The sequence below is a fragment of the uncultured Streptococcus sp. genome (assembly GCF_963518475.1).
Lineage (GTDB): Bacteria > Bacillota > Bacilli > Lactobacillales > Streptococcaceae > Streptococcus.
The window spans coordinates 17,766-44,212 of the sequence record NZ_CAUQJA010000004.1; the positions used below are offsets into that span (position 1 = coordinate 17,766).

Below are 26,447 nucleotides of genomic sequence, written 5' to 3' on the forward strand. Positions count from 1 at the left end.
AAGGAGAAACCATGTATTCAAGAATGGAAAAAAATCACGGACAAAAAGTCCAGCGCTTTTCAATCCGTAAGTATAGTTTTGGTGCGGCATCAGTAGCTGTTGCAGCTTACATGATGTTTGGTGGGGCAGCAACTGTTCAGGCGGATGCTCAAGTTACACCAAAGACGGCATCTGATTCACAAACAGTCCCAGATGCAAGTAATCAAGCAGATTCAACCATGCCTCTAGCTTCGACTGGAACTGCTACACCAACAGCTGAGCAACCATCAACACCAGCGCCTGCAGCAACGCAACCAACAGCACCGACTGAAACACCAAAAGCCGGAGAAGCTCTAGCACCAGCTTCAAAGGCTGACACAAGCAAATTGGAAGCAGCTATTGCTCGTATGGAAGCAGCTCTTGAGAAAGCTGGTTTAACTGAAAAGACTGCCTCAGCCATTGAAGCAGCAAAAGCAGAACTTGCTAAGGCTCAAGCCCTTCTTTCAAACGACAAAGCGACACAAAAAGAAGTTGATTTTTCAACAAGTTCATTGAAAAACAGAGCTTTTGTTCTTGAAAGTATGCCAAAAGCAACTGCAGACAAGAAGGAAGAAAAAGAAAACAAAAACCAAGATTCACGTAATGGCCAAGCTATCCCTGGTCAAGGTGAAAGTGGATTCAGAGATGCTGCCGCTGCAACAGGATATAAAAATGATATTAATACTGTAAATACTGAATTAAAAGCTGCAATCGATAAAGTAAAAGTAGAAATTACAAAAGAAGAAGCTTTAGGTGAAGGTAAAACAAACAAAGAAAAACTAGATGTTTTACGTGCTATTGTAGCAAAAGCTGAAGAAGAAAAAACAAAAGCTACAACAGCTGCAGCAAAAACTGATGCTACTGAACAAGAACTTCAAGCAGCACTAACAGAAGCAAAACAAGAAAAAGATAGACTGAATTACTATCTAAATAATGCCGAAAACTGGGGAGCTCCAATTAATAATAACAGAGCTGGTTATGGTAATAACCCAGCAAACGGTGTTTTTGAAAGCATGAGTAACGGATTTGGTGCAGTTAATTTCTCAGGTCCTGCAGTAGAATCAAAAAGTAAAACGATTGAAGATCAAGTAAATAATCTTCAAAGTGAAAAACATTACGGTAAAGTAACTTACAATTGGAAGACTAAAAAAATCACTGCAGCAGAAGCTGAAGCAGGTGCATTAAACGGTTGGAAAATTGGCGGAGCAAAAGACTATGTAAATGCTGTTAAACCAGAAGCACCAACAGATTATACTGTTGCTGGTGAGAGAACAGAAGCTCCAAAACCAGCGAAAGCTTACGATGACAATGGGAAACATGATGCTTCAACTGCTACTCAAAACCAACCAACAGCAGATGGTAAGTTCTTAGGTGGTGCTATTACTCTAGATGGAATGAAAAACGATGCTAGAGGAAATGTTAAAGATAGAGATTACTATCTTGAATTAGGAAGTAAAGGTGTTACTTTATCTAAAGAATATGACGTAAACCCTAATTCTGAATTATTCTTCAATATGGTTTACAATGGAGCATATGGTAAAGCTGCTTTATCTAGTGAAGGTGAAGAAGTAAGTGTAGAAATTACAGATGCATACACAGGTAAGAAAATTGCTTCTATTCCAATGAGAGATGGAAGCACTCCAACGGAAGCTACAGGAAGACCAGCAGGTTCAAATCAAGGAACACCATCTGATAGTTGGAATAATATTGCAAGAATTTATCATGTTCCAGAAGGAACAAGTAAAGTTAAAGTTACAATCAAAGCAAAAGATGATGGTAATTTTAAAGATGTTCAAGATGGATTCATTATCGGTGGTGTAGGTCTTGCTACTGGTCCGGGTATGCAATTAACTACAAACGTTACTAGTGAAGGTAAGAGTGGAGAGTACGGATTCACAAAAGATAAATTATATAAACGTTCTCAAGAAGGTAAATTAAACCTTGAATTGAAAAACGTTGGTGGTGTTGAAAATACTTTCCCTTACGGTGGTACATTTAACATTAAAGTACAAGTTCCAAAAGGTGTTAAATTAGGCACAGTTTCCACTACAAACTACAAAAAATTAGACTTATCTAAAGCAAAAGGTGAATCTATTTGGACGGATCAAGGATACTTAACAAATGTTCGTTATGATGAAGCGACTAATACATTAAGTATGGATGTAAATGCAGTTCAATATGGTAAAAACAATCTAAAAGCTGCAGGAGAAACATCAAAAAAATTCTCAATTCCATTTACAACTGAAGATGATTATGTAGGAGATGCTACATTTAAAGTTACAGGAACAGGTGGAATGGGTACTCAAGATGCTGAAGGAAATAGAATTTACCCATGGTTATGGACTGGAGATAAAGGACCTTACGCTTATGATGGAAACTATAAAGCTAATGGGTTAAGATGGACTGATAATCCAGATTACTACTATAATAGAACAATCTATATTGATGCTCGTAAACCTAAATCAGCTACAGTTGAAGAAGTTCACACAGATAGTATTGTAGGGGATTCAGATGCAAAAAATCAAGAAAAATACTTATTAGTAAATACAGGGGACGCACCAGGTTCATTAACTCCGTCAGATGACGAAATTAAAGCTAATCTTAAAAAAGTAGCTGATAATAATGGAGTTACTCTATCAGATGAAGAAACAGCTAAAAGAATAGCTGAAATTAAAAAAGCTTTACAAATTGAAAATGAAATTGGTAAGAAAATCAAAATCACATTACCAAATAATGACATTATCGAATTAGAGAAAAAAGATGATGGTTGGTATCAAGGAGATACTAAAGTAGAAACAACTCCTGAAGGTAAACTGAAAGTAAGTCTTAAAGATGTTAGTCTTCATACACATGAAGGTAATGAGAAGATTGCTGCAACTTCAGTTTCACCAGTAGGAAACGTTTCTGAACCAAGTTATGCAAACATTGTCAATGAAGCTCCAAAAGTAGAAGCTAAGAAAGATATTTATGTTTATAAAACAGATGCTGCAAATAAATGGAATGCTGATAAAGTTGTTGAAGTAGCAAAACCAACAGCAACTGACTTAGAAGATGATCGTGATGGAGATGATACTACTAAACCGACGATTGCTGTAAGTAATGACGGCGGATTAGATACAACTACAGTTGGAGATTACACTGTAAAAGTACAATCAACGGATAGTGAAGGTAAGAAATCTACTGAAGCAGAAGTAACTGTTCACGTATTAGACTTAATTACAGTAGATCCAACAGTAACAACTGATCCAACAAATCCAAGCACAACAGCTCCAGTATCTCCAAAAACTGCAGATACACCTGTAAAAGATGGAGATGAAAATCTTGGTAAATATCCAGCAGGATTAACACGTGAAGATTTAGTTAAAGAAGTAACACGTACAATCAAGTATCTAAAAGAAGAAGATGCAAACAAAGATGATGCAACTCCTTTATATGCTGAAAAAGTACAAAAAGTAACTTATAAACGTACAGCAACTGTAAACCCACAAACAGGAGATGTAACATACTCTGATTGGCAAGTTTACAATGAAGCTGATAAATTAACAGATGCGACAGTTGATGGAACAAAAGGTAAATTCAATTCTGTTGATTCACCAGTTGTAGAAAATTACTTATTAGTAAATGCTACAGATAAAACGGTAGCTGCAGAAGATGCACCAGTTCCTGGAGAAAATGGTACAGTAAATCCTGTAGTGAAGAAAGTTCTTTACAAAGAAATTGGTTCATTTACATTAACTTATCCAGAAGGTAAAAAACCAACGAATGCACCAGAGAAAATTAACTATCCAAATGATAAACAAGATCCAACTAAACCTGGTGACTTTAGTAATATAACAATCCCTCATGTTGATGGATTTGTTCCAAGTTATAATGGTACTCCATTAACACCGGTAGATCCAAAAGATCCTACAAAAGGATATAAAGTACCAGAAAACTTTGACCCAACTGATAAATTCGGTAAAACTCCAATTCAATATGCACCTGGAATTCAAAAAGCTACAGTGAAATTTGTTTCTGTAGATAAAGATGGTAAAGAAACACCATTAGATGAGAAATTCAATATTAATGATCTTTCAGGTAAAGCAGGAACAAAAATTCCAGAAGACAAAATTCAAGCTCGTCTTGATGTGTTAAGATCAATGGGTTATGAAGTGAATGATAATCCGTTTGCTAAACCTGATGCTGAAAAACCAACATTTGATACAACTTCAGATACTGACACTAAAATTAGTCAAAACTTTGTTGTTAAGTTAACTCCAAAAGTTTCAAAACCAACTCCTGTTTATGTTGTAGAAGGTGATAAGCCGACAGCAGAAAAACTTAAAGATGCGGTTGCTACAAAAGGAAATGACAAAACTGTAGATGAAACTAAGATTCCTGAAACAAAAGGAAAAGTTGGAGATGATACATTAACTGTACCAGTAACAGTAACATATGGTTCAGGTGATAATAAACGTGAAGAAACTGTTAATGTACCAGTGAAAGTTGTTAAGGGATACCCACAATTAGTAGCAGTAAGTGAAGCTAAAAAACAACCTTCACCAGAAGATAATATTGATACTTCAGACTATCCAGATGATGCAACATATGAATACAAAGAAGAAGTAGATACAACTGCACCTGGAGATAATAAAGTAACAGTAGTTGTTAAACAAGGGGATAAAGTACTAGTAGAAGTACCCGCAACAGTACGTGTAGTAGATAGTAAACCACAATTTGTTGTTGCAGATCCTAAGAAACCACAACCTGATGTTAAATCAAGCATTACTCCAGATGAATATCCAAAAGGAACTACATTTAAATATGAAACTCCAGTAGACACAACAACTTCAGGTGAAAAAGATGTTGTAGTTGTAGCTGAACTTAATGGAGAAACAATCGTTAAAGTACCAGCTAAAGTAATGGTAGTAGATCCTAAGACACAATATGTATTCGAAAAAGATCCAAGTAAAGATATTAATCCAGAGAAGAGTATTGATCCTGAACAATATCCAGAAGGAACTAAATTTGAATATAAAGAACCAGTTGATACAACAACCCCAGGAGATAAGAAAGTAACAGTAGTAGCTAAAGATGGTGAAGACAAACTTGTAGAAGTACCTGCAGTCGTTAAAGTATTACCATTAGTGAAACCTGAAGGATTAACAGTTCTTAAAGGAAGCGAAAAATTAGAAGATGCAGTTAAAGCAAAAGCTGAAGAAGTTGTAGCAGCATTACCAAAAGATAAACTTCCTGAAGGTGTAACTGTAAAAGTTAAAGAAGTGAAAGCAGGAACTACACCAACAACAGCTGAAGTAACTGAAACAGGAAAACCAAAACCTGCGACAGTTGTTGTTGAATATACTGATGATAAAGGAAATGTTATTGGAACGAAAGAAGTAGAAGTTCCTGTAACAGTAGTTGGATCAACTCCAAAATCAGTAGTTGTGTTTGAAGGAACAACGCCTGAAAAAGATAAAGTTAAAGAATCTGTAACACCAGGACAAGGTGGAACAGTTGGAGAACCAACAACATTACCAGAAACAGCTGGAAAAGCTGGAGCTACAGATGTAACAGTAGAAGTCCCAGTAACTTATCCAGGAATGAAAGAACCTGAGAAAGTTAAAGTACCAGTTACAGTATTACCAGTAGCAAAAGCGGACGTAACAGTAGTTAAAGGAACAAGTACAAAAGATCTTAAAGACTTAGCTAAAGCAAAAGCTGAAGAAGCAGTGAAAGCAACTGATTTCGTATCTAAACTACCACAAGGTGCTACAGTAACTGTAGGTGATGTAACAAAAGCTATCGAAGACAAAGTAACAGCTAATAAAGGAACTGGAGTAACAACAGTAGAAGTCCCAGTAACATACACAGTTGATGGAAAAGACTACACAACTACAATCCCTGTAACAGTAAATGTGAAAGGTTCAGATATTAAACCAGTCTACGTTGTAGAAGGTGACAAACCAACAGCTGACGATGTAAACAAAGCAATCACTCCAGGCGAAGGTGGTACAGTAGGAAAACCTACAACATTACCAGAAACAACTGGAAAGGTTGGTTCTACAGACGTGACAGTAGATGTGCCTGTAACATACGACAATGGAAAAATAACTGAAAAAGTAACAGTCCCAGTTACAGTATTGCCAAAAGTTTCTCCAGAAGGTGTAGTAGTACCTAAAGATACTGAAAAAGGAACACTTGAAAAAGCTGTTGCTGATAAAGTAAAAGAAACAGCTAAAAATGTTAAAGAATTACCAGAAGGTGTAACAGTAACAGTTAAAGAAACACCACTAACAACTCCAGGAACAGAAACACCAGGAGAAAAAGACTCAGTAACAGTAACAGTTGAGTATAAAGACAAAGGTGGAAACGTTATAGCTACTAAAGAAGTTAAAGTACCAGTAACAGTAACACCAAAAGTGACTCCAGTGGTAGTAAAAGTAGGAACTCCAGTCACAGCAGAAGATGTTAAGAAACGTGTTGATCTACCAAAAGATTGGGAAATTACAAATGTTGGAGAAATTCCAGCAACAACAACACCAGGAGCAAAACCAACTGTACCAGTAGAAGTGAAATTACCAAATGGAAAAACAGTTACAGTAAAAGTACCAGTAATCGTAACACCAAAAGTAACTCCAATCGTAGTAGAAGTTGGAACTCCGATTACTAAAGATGATGTTAAGAAACATATCGAACTTCCTAAAGAAGAAGGATGGGAAATCATCGAAGAGAACTGGGTAATTCCAACAACAGAAACCCCAGGAGTAAAAACTGCGGTTAAAGTGAAGGTTAAATTACCAACTGGAGAAATTATTGAATTAGAAGTACCAGTAACAGTAACTCCAAAACGTGGTTCTGAGTCACAACCAAACAATGGTGGTGGAAATGGAGGTAATGAATACAGACCAACACCAACACCACAGACTCCACAAAATGTTCCGTCAAGACCAACTGCTCCTGATCAACCTGTAACTCCTACCGAACCAGGACAGCCAGCAGCACCAAATCAAACTCAACCAGCGGCACCAGCTCAAGCAGATGCAACAGTAGCAACTGACACAGCTGCTAAACCAGCAACACCTAAATATGTTGAAGGTCAAAAAGAATTGCCTAACACAGGTACAGAAGCTAACGCTAGCCTCGCAGCGCTTGGACTTCTTGGAGCCCTAGGTGGATTTGGACTTCTTTCTCGCAAGAAAAAAGAAGACTAAAAACTCATAGTTTTTAAGAAGATGATTCGTCATCTTCTTTTTTTATTTCGGTGTTTTTACTTGCGTAAAAAAAGGTTTTTTAGTATAATAGTTTATTGTGAGCGAACCTCACTTACCCCTTGCAAAGTCTTGGGGTCATTAGACCAAAAGGAGGAACATATCAATGGCTAAATACGAAATTCTTTATATCATTCGTCCAAACATTGAAGAAGAAGCTAAAAACGCTTTGGTAGCACGTTTCGATTCTATTTTGACTGACAACGGTGCAACTGTTGTTGAATCAAAAGATTGGGAAAAACGTCGTCTTGCATACGAAATCCAAGATTTCCGTGAAGGACTTTACCACATCGTTAACGTTGAAGCAAACGACGACGCAGCTCTTAAAGAGTTTGACCGTCTTTCAAAAATCAACGCTGACATTCTTCGTCACATGATCGTCAAAACTGACGCGTAAGAAGGTAAACTATGATTAACAATGTTGTACTTGTAGGGCGTATGACACGTGACGCTGAGTTGCGTTATACCCCATCAAATGTAGCAGTTGCGACTTTTACTCTTGCAGTAAACCGTACATTTAAGAGTCAAAATGGCGAACGTGAGGCTGATTTTATCAATGTCGTTATGTGGCGCCAACAGGCTGAAAACCTTGCTAACTGGGCTAAAAAAGGCTCACTTATTGGGGTGACAGGTCGTATCCAGACTCGTAGTTACGATAACCAGCAAGGACAACGTGTCTACGTGACAGAGGTCGTGGCTGAGAATTTCCAAATGTTGGAAAGCCGTAGTGTGCGTGAGGGTCATACAGGTGGAGCTTACTCTGCACCAACTGCAAACTATTCAGCACCTACAAATTCAGTACCAGACTTTTCACGTGATGAAAATCCATTTGGAGCAACAAATCCATTGGATATTTCAGATGATGATTTACCATTCTAATGGACAACTAAAATTATAAAGGAGAAAAAACATGGCTCAACAACGTCGTGGCGGATTCAAACGCCGTAAAAAAGTTGATTACATCGCAGCAAACAAAATTGAATATGTTGATTACAAAGATACTGAGCTTCTTAGCCGTTTCGTTTCAGAACGTGGGAAAATCCTTCCTCGTCGTGTAACAGGAACTTCAGCTAAAAACCAACGTAAAGTAACAACAGCTATCAAACGCGCTCGCGTAATGGCTTTGATGCCTTTCGTAAACGAAGATTAAAGAAAAGACCCCAACGGGTCTTTTTTTCACGAGCCTTGAGAGAGAGCGAGTTTGGGTCCGGGCGGACCTCTTTTTCAGACCCCGACGGGTCTTTTTTTCACGAGATAGTTTTTTTCTGACCTTGGCGTGCTATAATGGTAATAGAAAGAGTAAAGGTGGGTAAGTCAAAGATGAATTGTACGATTAGAAATATGATTAAGTCTGATATTGAATCCTTATCTCATGGATTTATGAATCAAGGTTGGCCTGGTAGAGAGGAAATTTTGGCTAGATATTTTCTGGAACAGGAAAGTGGTGAGAGAGAAGTCTTAGTTGCAGAGATTGATGGTGCTGTAGCGGGCTACGTTACCATTTTGCCCTCTGCTAAACATGGTCCTTTTGCAGAAGTCTATCCAGAATTATCAGATTTTAATGTGTTTGAGCCTTTTCGAAATCAAGGGATTGGGAATCAACTGCTAGAAGAAGCAGAAAAACGAGTCAAGTTTGTTTCGAGTAAGGTCACTCTTGGTGTAGGTTTGCACTTAGGCTATGGCCCTGCCCAGAGATTGTATATCAGACGGGGCTACATTCCAGATGGGACAGGTGTGTGGTATAGAAATAAACCGCTAGAAATGGGTGCAAGTTGTCAAAATGATAATGATTTAGTTTTATACTTATCCAAGGACTTACAATAAAACGGGAAACTTTTTGAAAATAGGGGATTTAGCTACTTTATGGTATAATGGAAAGAGTTAGATTGAAAGAGGTAGTGAGATGGATGCCAAATTAAGATACAAGGCAAAGAAAATCAAGATTGTCTTTTTTGATATTGATGATACATTGCGGAATTCAAAGACAGGTTTTATTCCAGCTTCAATCCCAACTGTTTTTAAGCAATTACGTGAGAAAGGAATTTTGACAGGTATTGCTTCTGGACGAGGGATTTTTGGTGTCGTTCCAGAGATTCGTGATCTCAAGCCTGACTTTTTTGTAACTTTGAATGGGGCTTATATCGAAGATAAAAAAGGTCATGTCATTTATCAGCATCAGATTGAGAAGTCAGATGTTGAGGAGTATATCTCTTGGGCCAAGCAAGAGGGAATTGAGTATGGTTTGGTTGGGAGTCATGATGCCAAGTTGTCGACTCGCACCGATATGATTAGTGAAGCTATCAATCCAATTTACCCCGATTTAGATGTAGATCCTGATTTTCATGAAAAAGAAGATATCTATCAAATGTGGACTTTTGAAGATAAAGGAGATGACTTGCACTTGCCTGACAGTCTCTCTGATAAACTTCGCATGGTTCGTTGGCATCAACATTCGTCTGATATTGTGCCAATTTCAGGCTCCAAAGCGACGGGGGTGGAAAAGGTTGTGGAACACCTTGGCTTGAAACCAGAGAACGTCATGGTTTTTGGAGATGGGCTGAATGACTTGGAACTCTTTGATTATGCTGGAATCAGCGTTGCAATGGGAATTTCTCATGATAACATCAAAGAAAAAGCAGATTATATTACAAAAACATTAGAAGAAGATGGCATTTTTGATGCCTTAGAAGGATTTGGTATGGTAGAAAAAGAATTGCATTTCCCACAAGTAGACATTGAAACAGTAGAATGTCCTATCGCGACCATTAAGACCAATCACGGAGACTTGCGTATCAAGCTCTTCCCAGAGCATGCTCCTAAAACAGTGGCTAACTTTGTTGCTCTTTCAAAAGATGGCTACTATGATGGTGTCATTTTCCACCGTATTATCAAGGACTTTATGATTCAAGGTGGAGACCCAACTGGAACTGGTATGGGTGGCGAGTCAATCTACGGCGAATCATTTGAGGATGAATTCTCAGAAGAACTTTACAATATTCGTGGTGCCCTTTCCATGGCCAATGCTGGTCCAAATACCAACGGTAGCCAGTTCTTTATCGTGCAAAATCAACACCTGCCATATTCTAAGAAAGAAATTGCTCGTGGTGGTTGGCCAGAACCGATCGCAGAAATCTATGCCAACCAAGGTGGAACTCCTCATCTAGACCGCCGTCACACTGTATTTGGTCAGCTAGCTGATGAAGCTTCTTATGCTGTCTTGGATACTATTGCTGCTGTTGAGACAGGGACCATGGACAAGCCGGTTGAAGATGTCGTGATTGAAACAATTGAAATCGAGGACTAAGATGAAAATCGGTGATAAGCTAAAGGGCCGTATTACAGGGATTCAGCCCTACGGTGCCTTTGTTGAGTTAGAAACGGGTGATACGGGGCTGATTCACATTTCAGAGATTCGGACAGGTTTTATTGAAAATATCCAAGAAGCCTTGAAAGTCGATGAAGAGGTTCAAGTTCAAGTAGTGGATTTAGATGAATTTACAGGGAAAGCCAGTCTTTCTATCCGTACTTTGGAGGAAGAAAAGCACCAGTTTCCGAGACGGCGACGTTTTTCAAGCGACCGTTTTAACTACGGCTTCGCTCCTCTCAAACGAATGATGCCAATTTGGACCAAGGAAGCCCTTCAACATTTGAAGAATCAGAAGCACTAGTTAGAAATTTCTATCTTTTGTAATGTTAATATAAATTTGCTATAATAGGACTATGGAAGAAGAACAATTATTAAAATCAGGCGAGCGCATTAACCAGCTCTTTTCGACAGATATCAAAATCATTCAAAATAGAGAGGTTTTTAGCTATTCGGTGGATAGTGTTCTCTTGTCACGTTTTCCACGTTTTCCTAAAAAGGGCTTGATAGTGGATTTTTGCGCTGGAAATGGAGCAGTGGGGCTATTTGCTAGCACTCGTACTCAGGCACAGATTTTGGCTGTTGAGATTCAGGAGCGTTTGGCGGATATGGCTGAACGCTCTGTCCGTTTGAATGGTTTGGAAGAGCAGATGGGGGTCATCTGTGATGATTTGAAAAATATGCCTTCTTACATTCAGGGAAGTAAGGTGGATATGATTTTGTGTAATCCACCCTATTTCAAGGTGAATCCTCATTCTAATCTGAACGAGAGTGAACATTATCTCTTGGCTCGACACGAAATCACGACTAATTTGGAAGAAATCTGTCGTAGTGCCCAGAGTATTCTCAAATCTAATGGGCGTTTGGCCATGGTTCATCGTCCTGATCGACTTTTAGATATCTTGGATAGCTTACAACGGCATAATCTAGCCCCTAAGCGTCTGCAATTTGTTTATCCAAAACGGGAAAAGGAAGCCAATATGCTTTTGATTGAGGCTATCAAGGATGGTTCGACAAGTGGCTTTAAGGTCTTGCCACCTCTCATTGTCCACAATGATGATGGCTCTTATACGCCGGAACTCGAAGAGATTTATTATGGATCATAAGGCTTATATGTACGTGCTGGAGTGTCGTGACGGATCCTACTATACAGGCTATACGACTGATGTGATGAGACGTCTCGCTGTCCACAATAGTGGGAAGGGAGCCAAATACACACGAGCCCGCTTGCCAGTCAAACTTATCTATACTCAAGGTTTTGCCAGTAAGGAAGAAGCCATGTCGGCTGAAGCCCTTCTCAAGCGTAAGAAGAGGCCACAGAAGGAAAGATTTTTATCTGAAAACCAAGATAGAAATTTACTCAGTTATTTTGAAGAATCGTGAGGAGTCCTTTGACTCCTCTTACTTTTGTCAAAAAGCGAAAAAAATGCTACAATAAAGAGAATAAACAAAATGAGGTATTATCATGTCTAAGATTCTAGTATTTGGTCACCAAAATCCAGACTCAGATGCCATCGGGTCATCTGTAGCCTTTGCCTACCTTGCAAAAGAAGCTTACGGTTTGGATACGGAAGCTGTTGCCCTTGGAACTCCAAATGAAGAAACAGCCTTTGTCTTGAACTATTTTGGTGTGGAAGCACCGCGTGTTATCACTTCTGCTAAAGCGGAAGGTGCAGAGCAAGTTATCTTGACTGACCACAATGAATTCCAACAATCTGTATCAGATATTGCTGAAGTAGAAGTTTATGGTGTTGTGGACCACCACCGTGTGGCTAACTTTGAAACTGCAAGCCCACTCTACATGCGTTTGGAGCCAGTTGGATCAGCGTCTTCAATCGTTTACCGTATGTTCAAAGAACATGGTGTGGCTGTTCCTAAAGAGATTGCTGGTTTGATGCTTTCAGGTTTGATTTCAGATACCCTTCTTTTGAAATCACCAACAACACACCCAACAGATACAGTCATTGCTCCTGAATTGGCTGAATTAGCTGGTGTAAACTTGGAGGAATATGGTTTGGCTATGTTGAAAGCTGGTACAAACTTGGCTAGCAAATCTGCTGAAGAATTGATTGACATCGATGCTAAAACTTTTGAATTGAACGGAAATAATGTCCGTGTTGCTCAAGTAAACACAGTTGATATCGCTGAAGTTTTAGAACGCCAAGCAGAAATTGAAGCTGCAATGCAAGCTGCTAACACAGCAAACGGCTACTCTGACTTTGTCTTGATGATTACAGATATCGTCAACTCAAACTCAGAAATCTTGGCTCTTGGTGCCAATATGGACAAGGTTGAAGCAGCCTTCAAATTCAAACTTGAAAACAATCATGCCTTCCTTGCTGGTGCTGTTTCACGTAAGAAACAAGTGGTACCTCAATTGACTGAAAGCTTCAATGCTTAAGATTTTGAGTGTTAATTCAAATTAGGAAAGGCTAGTTTGCCTTATATCGAAAGGAGTTTCGGCTCCTTTTTTTCTAGGAGTGAAGCATGTTAGAAAATGGCGATTTGATTTTTGTGAGAGATGAGTCAGGTATGGGACAGGCCATCCAGACTTCCACAGGCAACTATAACCATGTTGCGATTTGTTTGGATGGGATGATTTACCACGCTAGTGGACAGGCTGGTGTTGTTTGTCAAGAACCGACAGCCTTCTTTGAGTCCAATCACTTGTACGACCTCTATGTTTACCCAGAAATGGATATCCAGTCTGTGAAGGAAAAAGCTTGCAAACATCTAGGAACACCCTACAATGCTTCTTTCTATCCAGATGGAACTGGCTTCTACTGTTCTCAGTATATGGCAGAAATTCTACCGATTTTTGAAACCATACCTATGAAATTTGGGGATGGGGAGCAGGAGATTAGTGATTTTTGGAGAGAGTATTATAGAGAACTAGGTCTGCCTGTGCCTCTGAACCAAGCTGGGACCAATCCCAGCCAGTTGGCAGCATCGCCTCTGTTAGAATGTAAAGAAAGGAATCTTCATGATTCAGATTTTTAATCCATCTCGTTTGACGAGACAGCCATTTTTTAGAGAATTGATCCGCTATCTGGACCAGCATGAGGATGTTATTTTGCGAGAAATTAAGGCTCAATTTCCAGATGTTGCAGTTGATAAACTCATGGAAGAGTATATAAAGGCAGGTTTGATTTTACGAGAAAATAAGCGTTATTACCTTAATTTTCCTATGCTGGAGTCACTTGATAGTCTCGAACTGGAACAAGAGATTTTTGTCAGCGAAGATAGTCCGGTCTATCAAGCCTTGTTAGAGCAGAGTTTTGAGACGGAATTACGAAATCAAACCAATGCAGCTATTTTAGTTGAAAAGACAGACTTTGCGAGATCAAAAATGACCCTTTCCAATTATTTCTACAAGGTCAAACATCAGTATCCTTTGACAGAAAAACAACAGGAACTTTATGCTATTTTGGGAGATGTTAATCCTGAGTATGCTCTCAAATATATGACGACTTTTTTGTTGAAATTTCTCAAAAAAGACCAGCTTATGCAGAAACGCCGTGACATCTTTGTGGACAGTTTAGTTGTCCTAGGTTATATTGTCCAAAATGAAGATGGAAAGTATGAGTTGGCTATCGATTTGGATAAGGAAAGATTAACTTTCTACTTGGCCTGATTTCTTATTTCTGAGCACATTGTTTGACTTTCCTTAGTATTCGGTATAAACTATATGTAACCGGTAACACATATCGGAATAAAATTAAAGGAGACAATCATATGTCACTTGAAAACAAATTGGAACAAGCAACAGGCTCTATCAAAGAAGGATTTGGTAAAGTTACTGGAGATAGCAAGACTGAAGCAGAAGGCGCTGTAGAAAAGACAGTTGCTAAGGCAAAAGAAGTGGTTGAAGACGCTAAAGGTGCTGTAGAAGGTGCCGTTGAAGGTTTGAAAAACGCTTTTAAATAAAAATAGAAAAAATCAAGGGAATAGTTCCCTTGATTTTTTACTATCTTATAAATAATTTTCTGCGACGGCTGCATCTCCTGGATAGGCTTCTTTCTTGCCTTGGACGATTTGGTAGCAATCGGCTCCCTTACCAGCAATAATGACAGCATCTAATTCGTGATTTGTGATAGCCATCGCTGCCTTGATGGCTTCTTGGCGATCCGCAATTTTTTCAACAGGATGATTGATGTAGCTACTAATTTCATCTGCAATGGTCATTGGGTCTTCATAATTGGGGTCATCAGCAGTCAAAAAGACTTGAATCTCAGGGTGTTGATTAAGGAGGAGGCCAAAGTCCTTACGACGACTTTCTCCCTTATTTCCTGTCGAACCGAGAACCAGAGCAATCTTTCCAGTTTGATGAGTCTCTACAACCTTGATTAGTTTTTTTAGACTATCCCCATTGTGGGCATAGTCGATGAAAACCTTGGCTCCATTTTTCTGAGTGAGGACTTCCATACGACCAGGAACGCGGGTTGCAGCAATTCCTTTTTTGATGTCCTCAAGACTAGCTCCGAGACGGAGACAAGCAAGTCCAGCTGCAACTGCATTTTCTTGATTGAAGTGCCCAATCAGTTGAATATCATAATCTCCAACGAGTTTACCCGTAGCTGAAAAGTTAAAGGCTTTGGAATTCTCGATTTGGTTATCAGACTGGCTACCGTAGAAATCATGGTCTTGATCTTCTACCTGTTCTTTTAGTACAGAGAAGTGGTCCATGTCACTGTTAATGATGACTGCTCGGCTATTTTCCATCAAGAGACGTTTGTGGTAGAAGTAGTCTTCAAAGCTAGGGTGTTCAATCGGGCCAATATGGTCGGGGCTGATATTGAGGAAAACTCCCACATCAAAGGTTAGACCATAGACACGTTTGACCAGATAGGCTTGACTGGAGACTTCCATGATGAGGTGAGTACGGTCATTTTGTACAGCTTGATTCATCATGTCAAAGAGGTCAATACTTTCAGGGGTTGTCAATGCTGACTTAAAGAAAGTCTTGCCATCTAGAGTTGTGTTCATGGTCGACAACATTGCAGGTCGGTGACTTTGAGATAAAATGTTATAGGCGAAGTAGGCTGCTGTTGTCTTACCCTTAGTACCAGTAAAGGCAAGGAGTTTAAGTTTTTTCTGTGGATTGTCATAAAATTCCATAGCTACCAAACTCATGGCTTTCTTGATATCACTGACGATAATAGCAGGAATACCGACTTCATAGTCTTCTTCAGCCACATACCAACCGAGGCCTTGAGAGATGGCAGAAATCAAAAATTCCTTCTTAAAGGCAGCACCCTTGACGAAAAAGAGGCTCTTCTCTTTGGCCTTGCGGCTGTCATAACAGATGGTGTCAAATACGACATGGCTGTAGTTGTAGTGATAATGTCCTTGGTCGATAATCTCACGGAAGAGACCATCTTTCTTTAAAATATCTAATACGGTTTCAATCTTAATCATACTTTCTATTGTAAACCGAAAGTCGTAAATTTACAAGTGACAAGGAAAAGTTTATAATGGAAGATGAGGAATTTTTCCTAGTTATTAAAATTAAATGAGGAATCTATGTCTAACGAAAACAATCACCAGCAGGCCCAGATGTTACGGGGGACTGCTTGGCTAACGGCTAGTAACTTTATCAGTCGTCTACTCGGTGCCATTTATATCATCCCTTGGTATATCTGGATGGGGTCTTATGCGGCTACAGCAAATGGTCTCTTTACCATGGGCTATAATATCTATGCCTGGTTCTTACTGATTTCAACAGCGGGTATTCCAGTTGCGGTTGCCAAGCAAGTGGCCAAGTACAATACCATGCGAGAAGAAGAGCATAGCTTTGCCCTGATTCGGAGCTTTTTAGGTTTTATGACAGGACTAGGTCTGGTTTTTGCTTTAGTCTTGTATGTCTTTGCTCCTTGGCTAGCAGATTTGTCGGGTGTGGGGAAAGACCTTATTCCAATCATGCAGAGCTTGGCTTGGGCGGTCTTGATTTTCCCATCTATGAGTGTCATTCGAGGTTTCTTCCAAGGGATGAATAACCTGAAACCTTATGCTATGAGCCAAATCGCTGAGCAGGTCATTCGTGTTATCTGGATGCTCTTAGCTACCTTTATGATTATGAAAATGGGCTCAGGAGATTATCTAGCAGCGGTTACCCAATCCACCTTTGCTGCCTTTGTCGGCATGGTAGCTAGTTTTGCAGTTTTGATCTATTTCCTTGCCAAAGAAGGATTACTTAAAAGAGTCCTTGAAACAGGAGATAAGATAAACAGCAAGCGTCTTTTGGTCGACACCATTAAGGAAGCCATTCCTTTTATCCTGACAGGGTCTGCTATCCAGCTTTTCCAGATTTTGGACCAGATGACCTTTATCAATAGTATGAGTTGGTTTACCAACTATAGTAATGAAGACTTGGTTGTCATGTTTTCTTATTTCTCAGCCAATCCTAATAAAATCACTATGATTTTGATTTCTGTTGGGGTTTCGATTGGGAGTGTAGGTTTGCCACTTTTGACTGAAAACTATGTCAAGGGAGACTTGAAGGCGGCTTCTCGTCTCGTTCAGGACAGCATTACCATGCTTTTCCTATTCTTGCTACCAGCAACGGTTGGAGTGGTTATGGTAGGAGAACCTCTCTATACAGTCTTTTATGGCAAGCCAGATAGTTTGGCTATGGGCTTGTTTGTCTTTGCAGTTTTACAGTCTACTATTTTAGGCTTGTACATGGTCTTGTCTCCAATGCTTCAAGCCATGTTTCGCAACCGCAAGGCAGTTCTCTATTTTATCTATGGTTCCATTGCCAAGCTGGTCTTGCAACTGCCAACCATTGCTCTCTTCCACAGTTACGGACCTTTGATTTCTACAACCATCGGTCTCATTATTCCTAATGTTTTGATGTATCGGGACATTTGCAAGGTAACTGGTGTTAAGCGCAAGGTGATTTTGAAACGAACCATTTTAATCAGTTTGTTAACTATTTTCATGTTTCTAGTAGTTGGGACATTCCAGTGGATTTTAGGATTTGTCTTCCAACCAAGTGGACGTTTGTGGAGTTTCCTATATGTAGCCCTGGTAGGTACCATGGGTGGAGGTGTTTATGGAGTTATGAGTCTCCGTACCCGTTTGTTGGATAAGGTGATTGGAAAAGCTCAAGCAGATCGCTTACGAATCAAATTAAAGTTAACTTAAAAAACATTTATAAATAAAAGGGATAATTTGAACATTTCTATCATGAAATGCTTGAATTATTCTCTTTTTTATTAATTTGTATTATATTTTTTATAATTTGTAGATAGTAATTTAATTTTTCTTAAATTTTACTTAAAAAACTATTGACTAAATAAAACCTGTAATGTATAATAAGACAAATATTTAAATCAGGAGGTTCTGGAAATGAAAAAGTCTAAGGCCAAGTATGCAACGCTTGCAGGTGTCGTGTTAAGTGCAGGTATTTTGTTAAGTGCCTGTGGAAATTCTAGCACAGGGTCAAAAACATACAATTATGTTTATTCAAGTGATCCATCTAGTTTGAACTATCTAGCAGAAAACCGTTCAACAACTACTGATATTGTGACCAACCTGGTAGATGGTCTCATGGAAAATGACCAATATGGGAACTATGTCCCATCCTTGGCTGAGGATTGGAGTGTTTCTCAAGACGGTTTGACCTATACCTATAAACTGCGTAAAGATGCTAAATGGTATACTGCAGATGGAGATGAATATGCTCCTGTAACTGCCCAAGATTTTGTCACTGGTTTGAAATATGCGGCTGATAAAAAATCAGAAGCCTTGTACTTAGTGCAAGAATCCGTTGCAGGTTTAGATGACTATATCACTGGTAAAACAAGCGACTTTTCAACTGTCGGAGTCAAGGCTCTTGATGACCAAACCGTTCAATATACCTTGGCACGACCAGAACCTTACTGGAACTCAAAAACAACCTCAACTATTCTCTTCCCAGTCAATGCGGATTTCTTGAAATCAAAAGGGGATGATTTTGGGAAGGTAGATCCATCTAGCATTTTGTACAATGGACCTTTCTTGATGAAATCCTTTGTTTCAAAATCGGTCATCGAATACAAGAAAAATCCTAACTACTGGGATGCTAAAAATGTCTTTGTAGATGATGTGAAATTGACTTATTTTGATGGTAGTGACCAAGATGCGTTAGCACGTAATTTTACCGAAGGTGTTTATAGCTATGCTCGTCTCTATCCAAACAGTTCAAGCTTTGAAGGGATTAAAGAAAAGAATAAGGACAATATCATCTATAGCATGCAAGATGCTACTTCTTACTTCTTAAACTTCAATTTAGATAGAAAATCTTATAAATTCACTTCCAAGACAAGTGATGCTGAAAAGAAATCGACTCAAGAAGCGGTTCTTAACAAGAACTTCCGTCAAGCCATTAATTTTGCCTATGACCGTACGGCCTATGGGGCCCAATCTCAAGGAGAAGAGGGGGCAACTAAGATTTTGCGTAACCTAGTTGTTCCTCCAAACTTCGTAAGTATCAATGGAAAAGACTTTGGTGAAGTAGTTGCGTCTAAAATGGTCAACTATGGTAAGGAATGGCAAGGAATCAACTTTGCAGATGCCCAAGATCCATACTACAATCCAGAAAAAGCTAAAGCTAAATTTGCTGAAGCTAAGAAAGAACTCCAAGCCAAAGGAGTCCAATTCCCTATACACTTAGATAAAACTATAGATTTGGCTAATAAGGCTGAAATTCAAGGGATTAATTCCATGAAGCAATCAATAGAATCTGTCTTAGGTGCAGATAATGTTGTGATTGATGTTCATCAACTTTCTACAGAGGACTATGATAGTTCAGGTTATCTTGCTCAAACTGCAGCTCAGAAGGATTATGATCTTTACAATGGTGGTTGGACTCCAGACTATCAAGATCCTTCAACTTACCTCGATATCTTTAGTGTCAACAGCGGAGGTATGTTGCAAAACCTTGGTTTAGAGCCAGGTGAAGTTAATGACAAGGCCAAGGCTGTTGGGTTGGATGTCTATACTCAAATGTTGGAAGAAGCTAATAAGGAGCAAGATCCAGCTAAACGTTATGAGAAATATGCTGATGCCCAAGCTTGGTTAGTAGATAGCTCTCTAGCAATTTCAAATGTTTCACTAGGCGGAACACCAACATTGAGAAAAATCGTTCCTTTCTCAACACCATATTCATTGGCTGGTAATAAAGGGGTTGAATCCTATAAATACCTCAAATTACAAGATAAGACAGTTACAAAAGACGAATATGAAAAAGCCAAAGAAAAATGGTTGAAAGAAAAAGAAGAATCTAATAAAAAAGCTCAAGAAGAATTGGCAAAACATGTCAAATAAGGATTTTTCAAGAAAAACGATGGTTTCGAAGGAAACTGTCGTTTTTTTATAGAATGATGGCGAATTTGGAAGAAAAGTGCTTACATTTTTTAAATTGTTTATTAGATTTATGATATAATGAATATAATAAAAGGTGTGAGAAGCTATTTTTTAAATCCTCTTCCAGTGTTAACTGAAGTATGCACATGCTAGGATGATTTTATAGGAGGGATGCTGTCTACTGGAAAAGTAAGATAAAATGTAACAAATGATAAGTTCTTCTTTTATGTGAAGAGTTCTTATCAGCCTATTTACTAATCGTTATGGAGGTAAGATCATGGGTGCTATTATGGAGTTTGCAACAGAAAAACAGATTGAATCATTTCTCACAATTTGCCACATTGAAGGGCAAAAGAATTTTCTGATGGCTTTTAAGAAAAAGACATGGTTGAAATCCTTTATTGATTTTTTCATTATAGGAGGAAGTTACTATGTTCAGTCGAGTGTGAAGCCTAAGATTCTGGCATTCACACCTAATGGAATCTACTTGATGGACATCAGTGATGTAACAGAAAATCATTCTAATCAAGTCGTAGAGATGCCTTGGAATCAGGTTAAAGATTTTACTTATAAGCCAGCCTTGAATACAGTTAGGCTGAATTGGAACTATCAAAATGAAGTCTATATTTTTTCCGTGGATGTCGGTCAGATTGGTCAGCATGTGGGCCAATATCAATTTAATAAAGACCATTATGACTATTTAGCCCAACACGATTTCTTTCGGTTAAAGTAAACCCTAGCAATCATTTTCACGAAAGAATCTGGAATATTTTCTGGATTCTTTTTAGCTTTACTATCTAATACTCAATGAAAATCAAAGAGCAAACTAGGAAGCTAGCCGCAAGCTGTACTTGAGTACGGTAAGGCGACGCTGACGTGGTTTGAAGAGATTTTCGAAGAGTATAAGTCTATAGTTTAAAACTATAACCAGCTCTTGAAAAGAAGAAAATGAGTTGATGAAAATAAGTGGTACAATAGTTACTATAGATTTGGAGGTATTGTATGAGCAAGGAATTACGCATCAACACAATTTTGGCCCAGGCGGGTATTAAGTCAGATGAAGCGACAGGAGCTTTGGTGACACCGCTTCATTTTTCAACGACTTATCAGCACCCAGAGTTCGGTCAGTCTACTGGTTTTGACTATACGCGTACTAAAAACCCAACTCGCAGTAAGGCTGAAGAAGTCTTGGCAGCCATTGAGTCCGCAGATTATGCCCTAGCGACTAGCTCAGGCATGTCAGCAATTGTACTGGCCTTTAGCGTCTTTCCAGTAGGAAGTAAGGTCTTAGCTGTCCGTGACCTTTATGGTGGTTCTTTCCGCTGGTTCAACCAAGTGGAGCAAGAAGGCCGTTTCCATTTTACCTATGCCAATACAGAAGAAGAGTTGATTGCCGAGTTGGAGAAGGACGTGGATGTTCTCTATATCGAAACGCCAACCAACCCTTTGATGTTGGAATTTGATATCGAAAAACTAGCAAAGTTGGCTCATGCTAAGGGTGCCAAAGTGGTGGTGGACAATACTTTCTACAGCCCTATCTACCAACGTCCGATTGAAGATGGAGCAGATATCGTTCTTCATTCAGCAACCAAGTATCTAGCAGGACACAATGATGTCTTGGCTGGAGTGGTTGTGACCAATAGTTTAGAACTATACGAGAAACTCTTCTACAATCTCAATACGACAGGGGCAGTCTTGTCTCCATTTGACAGTTATCAATTGATTCGTGGTCTCAAGACCTTGTCTCTTCGTATGGAGCGCTCAACAGCTAACGCCCAAGAAGTGGTTGCCTTTTTGAAGGATTCCCCAGCAGTTAAGGAAGTTCTCTACACTGGTCGTGGAGGCATGATTTCCTTTAAAGTAGCTGATGAAACACGCATTCCTCACATTTTGAACAGTCTTAAGGTCTTCTCTTTTGCGGAAAGTTTGGGTGGGGTAGAAAGTCTCATTACTTATCCAACGACGCAAACTCATGCTGATATTCCAGCAGAAGTGCGCCATTCTTATGGTTTAACAGATGACCTCTTGCGTTTGTCGATTGGGATTGAGGATGCTAGAGATTTGATTGCAGATTTGCGCCAAGCCTTGGAAGGATAAGACAAAGATGGGAAAATATGATTTTACAAGCCTGCCCAATCGTTTAGGGCACCATACCTATAAATGGAAAGAAGCAGAAACAGATAGTGAAGTCCTACCAGCTTGGATAGCGGATATGGACTTTGTAGTCTTGCCTGAAATCCGCCAAGCCGTGCAGACTTACGCTGATCAACTGGTTTATGGCTATACCTATGCCAGTGAAGAGTTAATTCACGAAGTTCAAAAGTGGGAAGCCACACAACACGATTACCACTTTGACAAAGAGGCTCTTGTCTTTATCGAGGGTGTGGTACCAGCCATCTCAACAGCTATTCAAGCCTTTACAAAAGAAGGCGATGCGGTTTTGATTAACACACCTGTCTATCCACCCTTTGCACGCAGTGTCAAGTTGAATAACCGTAGATTGATTACCAATTCTTTGGTGGAAAAGGATGGTCTGTTTGAGATTGACTTTGACCGACTTGAAAAGGATTTGGTAGAAGAGGATGTCAAACTTTATATTCTTTGCAACCCTCACAATCCTGGTGGACGTGTTTGGGAAAAGGAAGTGTTGGAGAAGATTGGCCAACTCTGCCAAAAACACGGTGTTTTCTTGGTTTCAGATGAGATTCACCAAGATTTGGCCCTCTTTGGTCACAAGCATCATTCCTTCAATACCATCAATCCTGACTTTAAAGAATTTGCTATCGTCTTGACTAGTGCCACTAAAACCTTTAATATTGCTGGAACAAAAAATTCATATGCAGTCATTGAAAATCCTAAGTTGAGACTGGCTTACCAGAAACGCCAGTTGGCCAATAACCAGCATGAAATTTCAGGCTTGGGTTATTTGGCGACAGAAGCTGCCTATCGATACGGTAAAGATTGGTTAGAGGAACTCAAGCAAGTCTTTGAAGACCATATCAATTATGTGGTGGATTTATTTGGAAAAGAGACTAAAATCAAGGTCATGAAACCGCAAGGAACCTACTTGATTTGGCTTGATTTTTCAGCCTATGACCTGACTGATGAAACATTACAAGAGCTTTTGAGAAATGAAGCTAAGGTTATCCTTAACCGTGGTTTGGATTTTGGAGAGGAAGGAAGTCTCCATGCTCGCCTCAATGTAGCCATGCCTAAATCTCTGTTGCAAGAAGTGTGTCAGCGAATTGTGACGATTTTTGCCAAACTTTAAAAATCCAGCCTTCTAGGAGAAAAGTATCCTTAGAAGGCTATTTTCATAGGGGAAAATATGGTATAATAAAAAGATAAGGTAAAGGTAAAAAAATGGCTAAATTGATTCCGGGGAAAGTCCGTATCGAAGGCGTTGCCCTTTATGAAACTGGTAAAGTTGACATCATCAAGGAAAAGAATAATCGGCTCTACGCTCGCGTTGCAGAAGAAGAACTGCGCTATAGTTTAGAGGATGATTTGGTTTTTTGTGCCTGCGATTTTTTCCAAAAGAGGGGCTACTGTGTGCACTTGGCGGCTCTGGAGCATTTTCTGAAAAATGATGAGCGTGGTCAGGAAATCTTGCAGAGTCTGGAAGAAGGTCATGAAGAAAAAGAGGCCGTTGAAACCAAGGTGACCTTGGGCAGCAAATTTTTGGAACGAATCTTGTCTCCAAAATCAGACCGAGCCTATGAGTTGTCAGCTGTGGGTCAGGTGGAAGCAGGAAGCAATCATATCTTGTGGACTCTTAGAATCGGGCAAATCAATAGCCAAAAATACTACGTTATTCGGGATATTCCAATCTTTTTAAAAGTCGTCGAGAAGAGAAAACCTTATATGATTGGTAAAACTTATGAGGAGTCTCTATCTTGGGAAGCCTTTAATGAGGAAAGTCAAGAGCTTCTGACTTTCTTACGCGGACTAATGGAGGAAGGACTTAGTCCAGAGCTTTTTTTCCAAAACCAAGGTCGGCACCTCTTTTTTCCTCTGACCTTTTTTGAGCAGGGTGTGAATTTACTGATGGCCTTGCCCCATTTTCAATTTGACCATCAAGTGGATAGTTACCAAACCCTGCTTTTTCAGGATATGCATGCTGATGCCAATCTATTTGCCTTTACAGTAACAGAATACTCGGACTATTTTGAAATGGAAATCAGTGAGAGTCCAAGGGTCAATGTCTTTTATCAGGGAGCTGTGCTTTTCCATAAAGGACAGGTTTATTTTCTAACAGACCAGCAGATACGTCTTCTCAAGGAAATCAAAGCGTTGCCTTTGGATCAACATGGAAAGAAATACCTGCAATTTGATAGTAGTGACCGAGATAAGTTGGCCTCCTGTCTGACTCTCTTTAGTCAGATGGGCACCGTTTCAGCTCCAGAACGTCTACAAGTCAAAACTTTTGCACCCTCTTTTTACTTTGACAGGGAAGAGGACAATCGGATTCGTTTAGAGATTCAGTTTGATTATGAAAATAGACAGGTATCTAGCCGACAAGAGCTAGAAGAATTACCTTTTTCGAGTGATGCTGACTTAGAAGAAAGAGTTTTCCAAGTCTGTTTGGCAGCTGGTTTTGAAGCAGATTTTCAATCTTGGCGTCAAGCCCTAAAAGCGGAGTCTGTCTATCATTTCTTCCATGAAATCATTCCAGTTTTTGAAAAACTCGGAAATGTTGATTTATCAGACAAGTTAGAAGAACTCTATAATCTAGCAAGCCCTCAAGTACAGATTGCTTCCAAGGGAGGTCTCTTGGAAATCCAGTTTGATTTTCAAGATATTGCCCAGGAGGAAATTGACCAAGCAATGCAGGCCTTGGTTGCCAATCAAGATTTTTACATTGATTCGTCTAATCAAGTCTACTTTTTCGATGAAAAAACCAAGAAAATTCGCCAAAATCTACAGGAACTGGGGCAGTTTGAATTAAAAGATGGGGCCTTGCATGCTCGAAAATCTTTGGCTTATAGTTTAGCTCATCTCTTTGAAGGACGAGATCGTGTTTCTTTTTCACAAGAATTCCAGAATTTGGCCCACGATTTGACGCATCCAGAGGACTTTCCTTTGCAAGTAACTCAGGTTAAGGCTGACTTGCGAGACTATCAGGAAAAGGGAATCGGATGGCTGCAAATGCTCCATCATTATGGTTTTGGTGGGATTTTAGCTGATGATATGGGATTGGGAAAAACCCTTCAGACCATTGCTTTTTTGACCAGTCAAGTGACAAAAGAAAGTCGGGTTTTGATTCTGGCTCCGTCAGGTTTGATTTACAACTGGGCAGATGAGTTTCAGAAATTTGCCCCACAGTTGGATGTGGCTGTTGTTCATGGTTTGAAAGCTAGTCGTGAAGAGATTCTTACTGAAAGCCATCAAATCTATGTGACGAGCTATGCTACCTTCCGTCAGGACAGTGAGCTTTATCAGGGGATGGCCTTTGACTTCCTTTTCTTAGATGAAGCTCAGGTTATGAAAAACGCCCAGACTAAGATTGCCCAGACCTTGAGACAATTTGTGGTGCCGTCAGTCTTTGCCTTGTCAGGAACTCCTATTGAAAACCATCTGGGTGAGTTGTGGTCTATTTTCCAAATCGTCATGCCAGGACTCTTGCCAAGCAAGAAAGAATTTATGAAATTACCAGCTGAGCACGTTGCTCAGTTTATCAAACCTTTCGTTATGAGGCGCAAGAAAGAAGAAGTGCTGACCGAATTGCCAGACTTGATTGAAGTGGTTTATAAAAATGAACTGGAAGACCAGCAAAAGGTTATTTACCTAGCCCAGTTGCAACAGATGCGGGACCGTCTAGCTCAAGTTTCAGATCAGGAATTCCAACGAAGTCGGGTGGAAATCTTGTCTGGTTTGATGCGCTTGCGCCAAATCTGTGACACTCCTGCCCTCTTTATGGAGGATTATCAGGGAGCCAGTGGCAAACTGGATAGTCTCCGAGACCTGCTGGTCCAGGTGGCAGATGGCGGACACCGTGTATTGATTTTCTCGCAGTTCAAGGGAATGTTGGAGAAAATTGAACAAGAACTGCCAGACTTGGGCTTGACTTCCTTTAAAATTACGGGTTCAACCCCAGCCAAGGAAAGACAAGACATGACCAAGGCCTTTAACCAAGGAGAAAGAGATGCCTTTTTGATTTCTCTTAAGGCTGGTGGTGTCGGTCTGAATCTGACAGGTGCTGATACGGTTATTTTGGTTGACCTTTGGTGGAATCCTGCGGTGGAGGCGCAAGCCATTGGCCGTGCCCATCGGATGGGGCAGGAAGAAACGGTTGAGGTTTATCGCTTGGTGACCAAGGGAACCATTGAAGAAAAAATCCAGGAACTCCAAGAACAAAAGAAACATCTGGTGTCACAAGTATTGGACGGCACAGAGTCACGTGGTAGTCTGACCCTAGCAGAAATTAGAGAAATTTTGGGAATTTCTGAAGCCAGCACTTGAAAAAT

20 protein-coding genes are annotated in these 26,447 nt (G+C 39.7%); 19 read left to right on the forward strand and 1 reads right to left on the reverse strand.

Going from position 1 to position 26,447, the window contains the following annotated elements; genetic code table 11:
• Window positions 1-11: 11 nt before the first annotated feature.
• The 13 genes from RYK12_RS02350 (at window position 12) to RYK12_RS02410 (ending at window position 14,559) form a co-directional block, all read left to right on the forward strand.
• The gene (locus RYK12_RS02350) at window positions 12-7,211 is read left to right on the forward strand and encodes a Rib/alpha-like domain-containing protein (protein WP_314846701.1); all 7,200 of its coding nucleotides are present in this window, start codon (window positions 12-14) and stop codon (window positions 7,209-7,211) included.
• A gap of 163 nt (window positions 7,212-7,374) precedes the next feature.
• Window positions 7,375-7,665 (forward strand): 30S ribosomal protein S6, encoded by a 291-nt coding sequence (gene rpsF / locus RYK12_RS02355; RefSeq protein WP_314364562.1) that lies wholly within the window; start codon window positions 7,375-7,377, stop codon window positions 7,663-7,665.
• 11 nt (window positions 7,666-7,676) lie between these two features.
• Window positions 7,677-8,147 carry a single-stranded DNA-binding protein SsbA gene (gene ssbA, locus RYK12_RS02360; RefSeq protein WP_000609606.1) on the forward strand — a complete coding sequence of 157 codons (471 nt, stop codon included), beginning with the start codon at window positions 7,677-7,679 and terminating at the stop codon, window positions 8,145-8,147.
• A gap of 31 nt (window positions 8,148-8,178) precedes the next feature.
• A complete protein-coding gene (gene rpsR, locus RYK12_RS02365) occupies window positions 8,179-8,418 on the forward strand; it encodes a 30S ribosomal protein S18 (protein WP_000068664.1) in 240 nt (79 codons plus the stop codon).
• A 170-nt stretch (window positions 8,419-8,588) separates the two neighbouring features.
• On the forward strand, window positions 8,589-9,092 hold the full coding sequence (locus RYK12_RS02370; RefSeq protein ID WP_045612060.1) for a GNAT family N-acetyltransferase: 504 nt from the start codon (window positions 8,589-8,591) through the stop codon (window positions 9,090-9,092).
• A gap of 79 nt (window positions 9,093-9,171) precedes the next feature.
• Window positions 9,172-10,572, forward strand: coding sequence for a bifunctional Cof-type HAD-IIB family hydrolase/peptidylprolyl isomerase (locus RYK12_RS02375; protein ID WP_314846702.1), 1,401 nt, complete (start codon window positions 9,172-9,174; stop codon window positions 10,570-10,572).
• 1 nt (window position 10,573) lies between these two features.
• Complete coding sequence (locus tag RYK12_RS02380; protein WP_000689605.1) at window positions 10,574-10,936, forward strand: S1 RNA-binding domain-containing protein; 363 nt, start codon at window positions 10,574-10,576, stop codon at window positions 10,934-10,936.
• A 52-nt stretch (window positions 10,937-10,988) separates the two neighbouring features.
• Window positions 10,989-11,738 carry a tRNA1(Val) (adenine(37)-N6)-methyltransferase gene (locus tag RYK12_RS02385; protein WP_261070644.1) on the forward strand — a complete coding sequence of 250 codons (750 nt, stop codon included), beginning with the start codon at window positions 10,989-10,991 and terminating at the stop codon, window positions 11,736-11,738.
• Window positions 11,728-12,015: a GIY-YIG nuclease family protein gene (locus RYK12_RS02390; RefSeq protein WP_261070643.1), complete on the forward strand. Its 288-nt coding sequence runs from the start codon at window positions 11,728-11,730 to the stop codon at window positions 12,013-12,015. The genes RYK12_RS02385 and RYK12_RS02390 overlap by 11 nt, the downstream gene beginning before the upstream one ends.
• An 82-nt stretch (window positions 12,016-12,097) precedes the next feature.
• Complete coding sequence (locus RYK12_RS02395) at window positions 12,098-13,033, forward strand: manganese-dependent inorganic pyrophosphatase (RefSeq protein ID WP_314846704.1); 936 nt, start codon at window positions 12,098-12,100, stop codon at window positions 13,031-13,033.
• An 86-nt stretch (window positions 13,034-13,119) separates the two neighbouring features.
• On the forward strand, window positions 13,120-13,632 hold the full coding sequence (locus RYK12_RS02400; protein ID WP_314846705.1) for a YiiX/YebB-like N1pC/P60 family cysteine hydrolase: 513 nt from the start codon (window positions 13,120-13,122) through the stop codon (window positions 13,630-13,632).
• Window positions 13,616-14,266 (forward strand): DUF1803 domain-containing protein, encoded by a 651-nt coding sequence (locus RYK12_RS02405; RefSeq protein ID WP_314846706.1) that lies wholly within the window; start codon window positions 13,616-13,618, stop codon window positions 14,264-14,266. The genes RYK12_RS02400 and RYK12_RS02405 overlap by 17 nt, the downstream gene beginning before the upstream one ends.
• Window positions 14,267-14,367: 101 nt before the next feature.
• Window positions 14,368-14,559, forward strand: coding sequence for a CsbD family protein (locus RYK12_RS02410; protein ID WP_125393636.1), 192 nt, complete (start codon window positions 14,368-14,370; stop codon window positions 14,557-14,559).
• 45 nt (window positions 14,560-14,604) lie between these two features.
• On the opposite strand, the gene RYK12_RS02415 is transcribed toward RYK12_RS02410, so the two are convergent.
• Window positions 14,605-16,050 (reverse strand): UDP-N-acetylmuramoyl-L-alanyl-D-glutamate--L-lysine ligase, encoded by a 1,446-nt coding sequence (locus RYK12_RS02415; RefSeq protein WP_314846709.1) that lies wholly within the window; start codon window positions 16,048-16,050, stop codon window positions 14,605-14,607.
• Window positions 16,051-16,155: 105 nt separating this feature from the next.
• Here RYK12_RS02415 and RYK12_RS02420 point away from each other — a divergent pair, with 105 nt between their 5' ends.
• From RYK12_RS02420 to RYK12_RS02445, 6 genes are all read left to right on the forward strand, one after another.
• Complete coding sequence (locus tag RYK12_RS02420; protein WP_314846711.1) at window positions 16,156-17,778, forward strand: polysaccharide biosynthesis protein; 1,623 nt, start codon at window positions 16,156-16,158, stop codon at window positions 17,776-17,778.
• 204 nt (window positions 17,779-17,982) lie between these two features.
• Window positions 17,983-19,941: a peptide ABC transporter substrate-binding protein gene (locus RYK12_RS02425; RefSeq protein ID WP_314846713.1), complete on the forward strand. Its 1,959-nt coding sequence runs from the start codon at window positions 17,983-17,985 to the stop codon at window positions 19,939-19,941.
• A gap of 316 nt (window positions 19,942-20,257) precedes the next feature.
• Window positions 20,258-20,713: a hypothetical protein gene (locus tag RYK12_RS02430; protein WP_314846714.1), complete on the forward strand. Its 456-nt coding sequence runs from the start codon at window positions 20,258-20,260 to the stop codon at window positions 20,711-20,713.
• Between the two features lie 269 nt (window positions 20,714-20,982).
• Window positions 20,983-22,077 (forward strand): cystathionine gamma-synthase, encoded by a 1,095-nt coding sequence (locus tag RYK12_RS02435; RefSeq protein ID WP_045612046.1) that lies wholly within the window; start codon window positions 20,983-20,985, stop codon window positions 22,075-22,077.
• Window positions 22,078-22,084: 7 nt separating this feature from the next.
• The gene (locus RYK12_RS02440) at window positions 22,085-23,251 is read left to right on the forward strand and encodes a MalY/PatB family protein (RefSeq protein WP_045612044.1); all 1,167 of its coding nucleotides are present in this window, start codon (window positions 22,085-22,087) and stop codon (window positions 23,249-23,251) included.
• Between the two features lie 92 nt (window positions 23,252-23,343).
• Window positions 23,344-26,442, forward strand: a complete 3,099-nt coding sequence (locus tag RYK12_RS02445; protein ID WP_314846716.1) for a DEAD/DEAH box helicase — start codon at window positions 23,344-23,346, stop codon at window positions 26,440-26,442.
• Window positions 26,443-26,447: the final 5 nt, after the last annotated feature.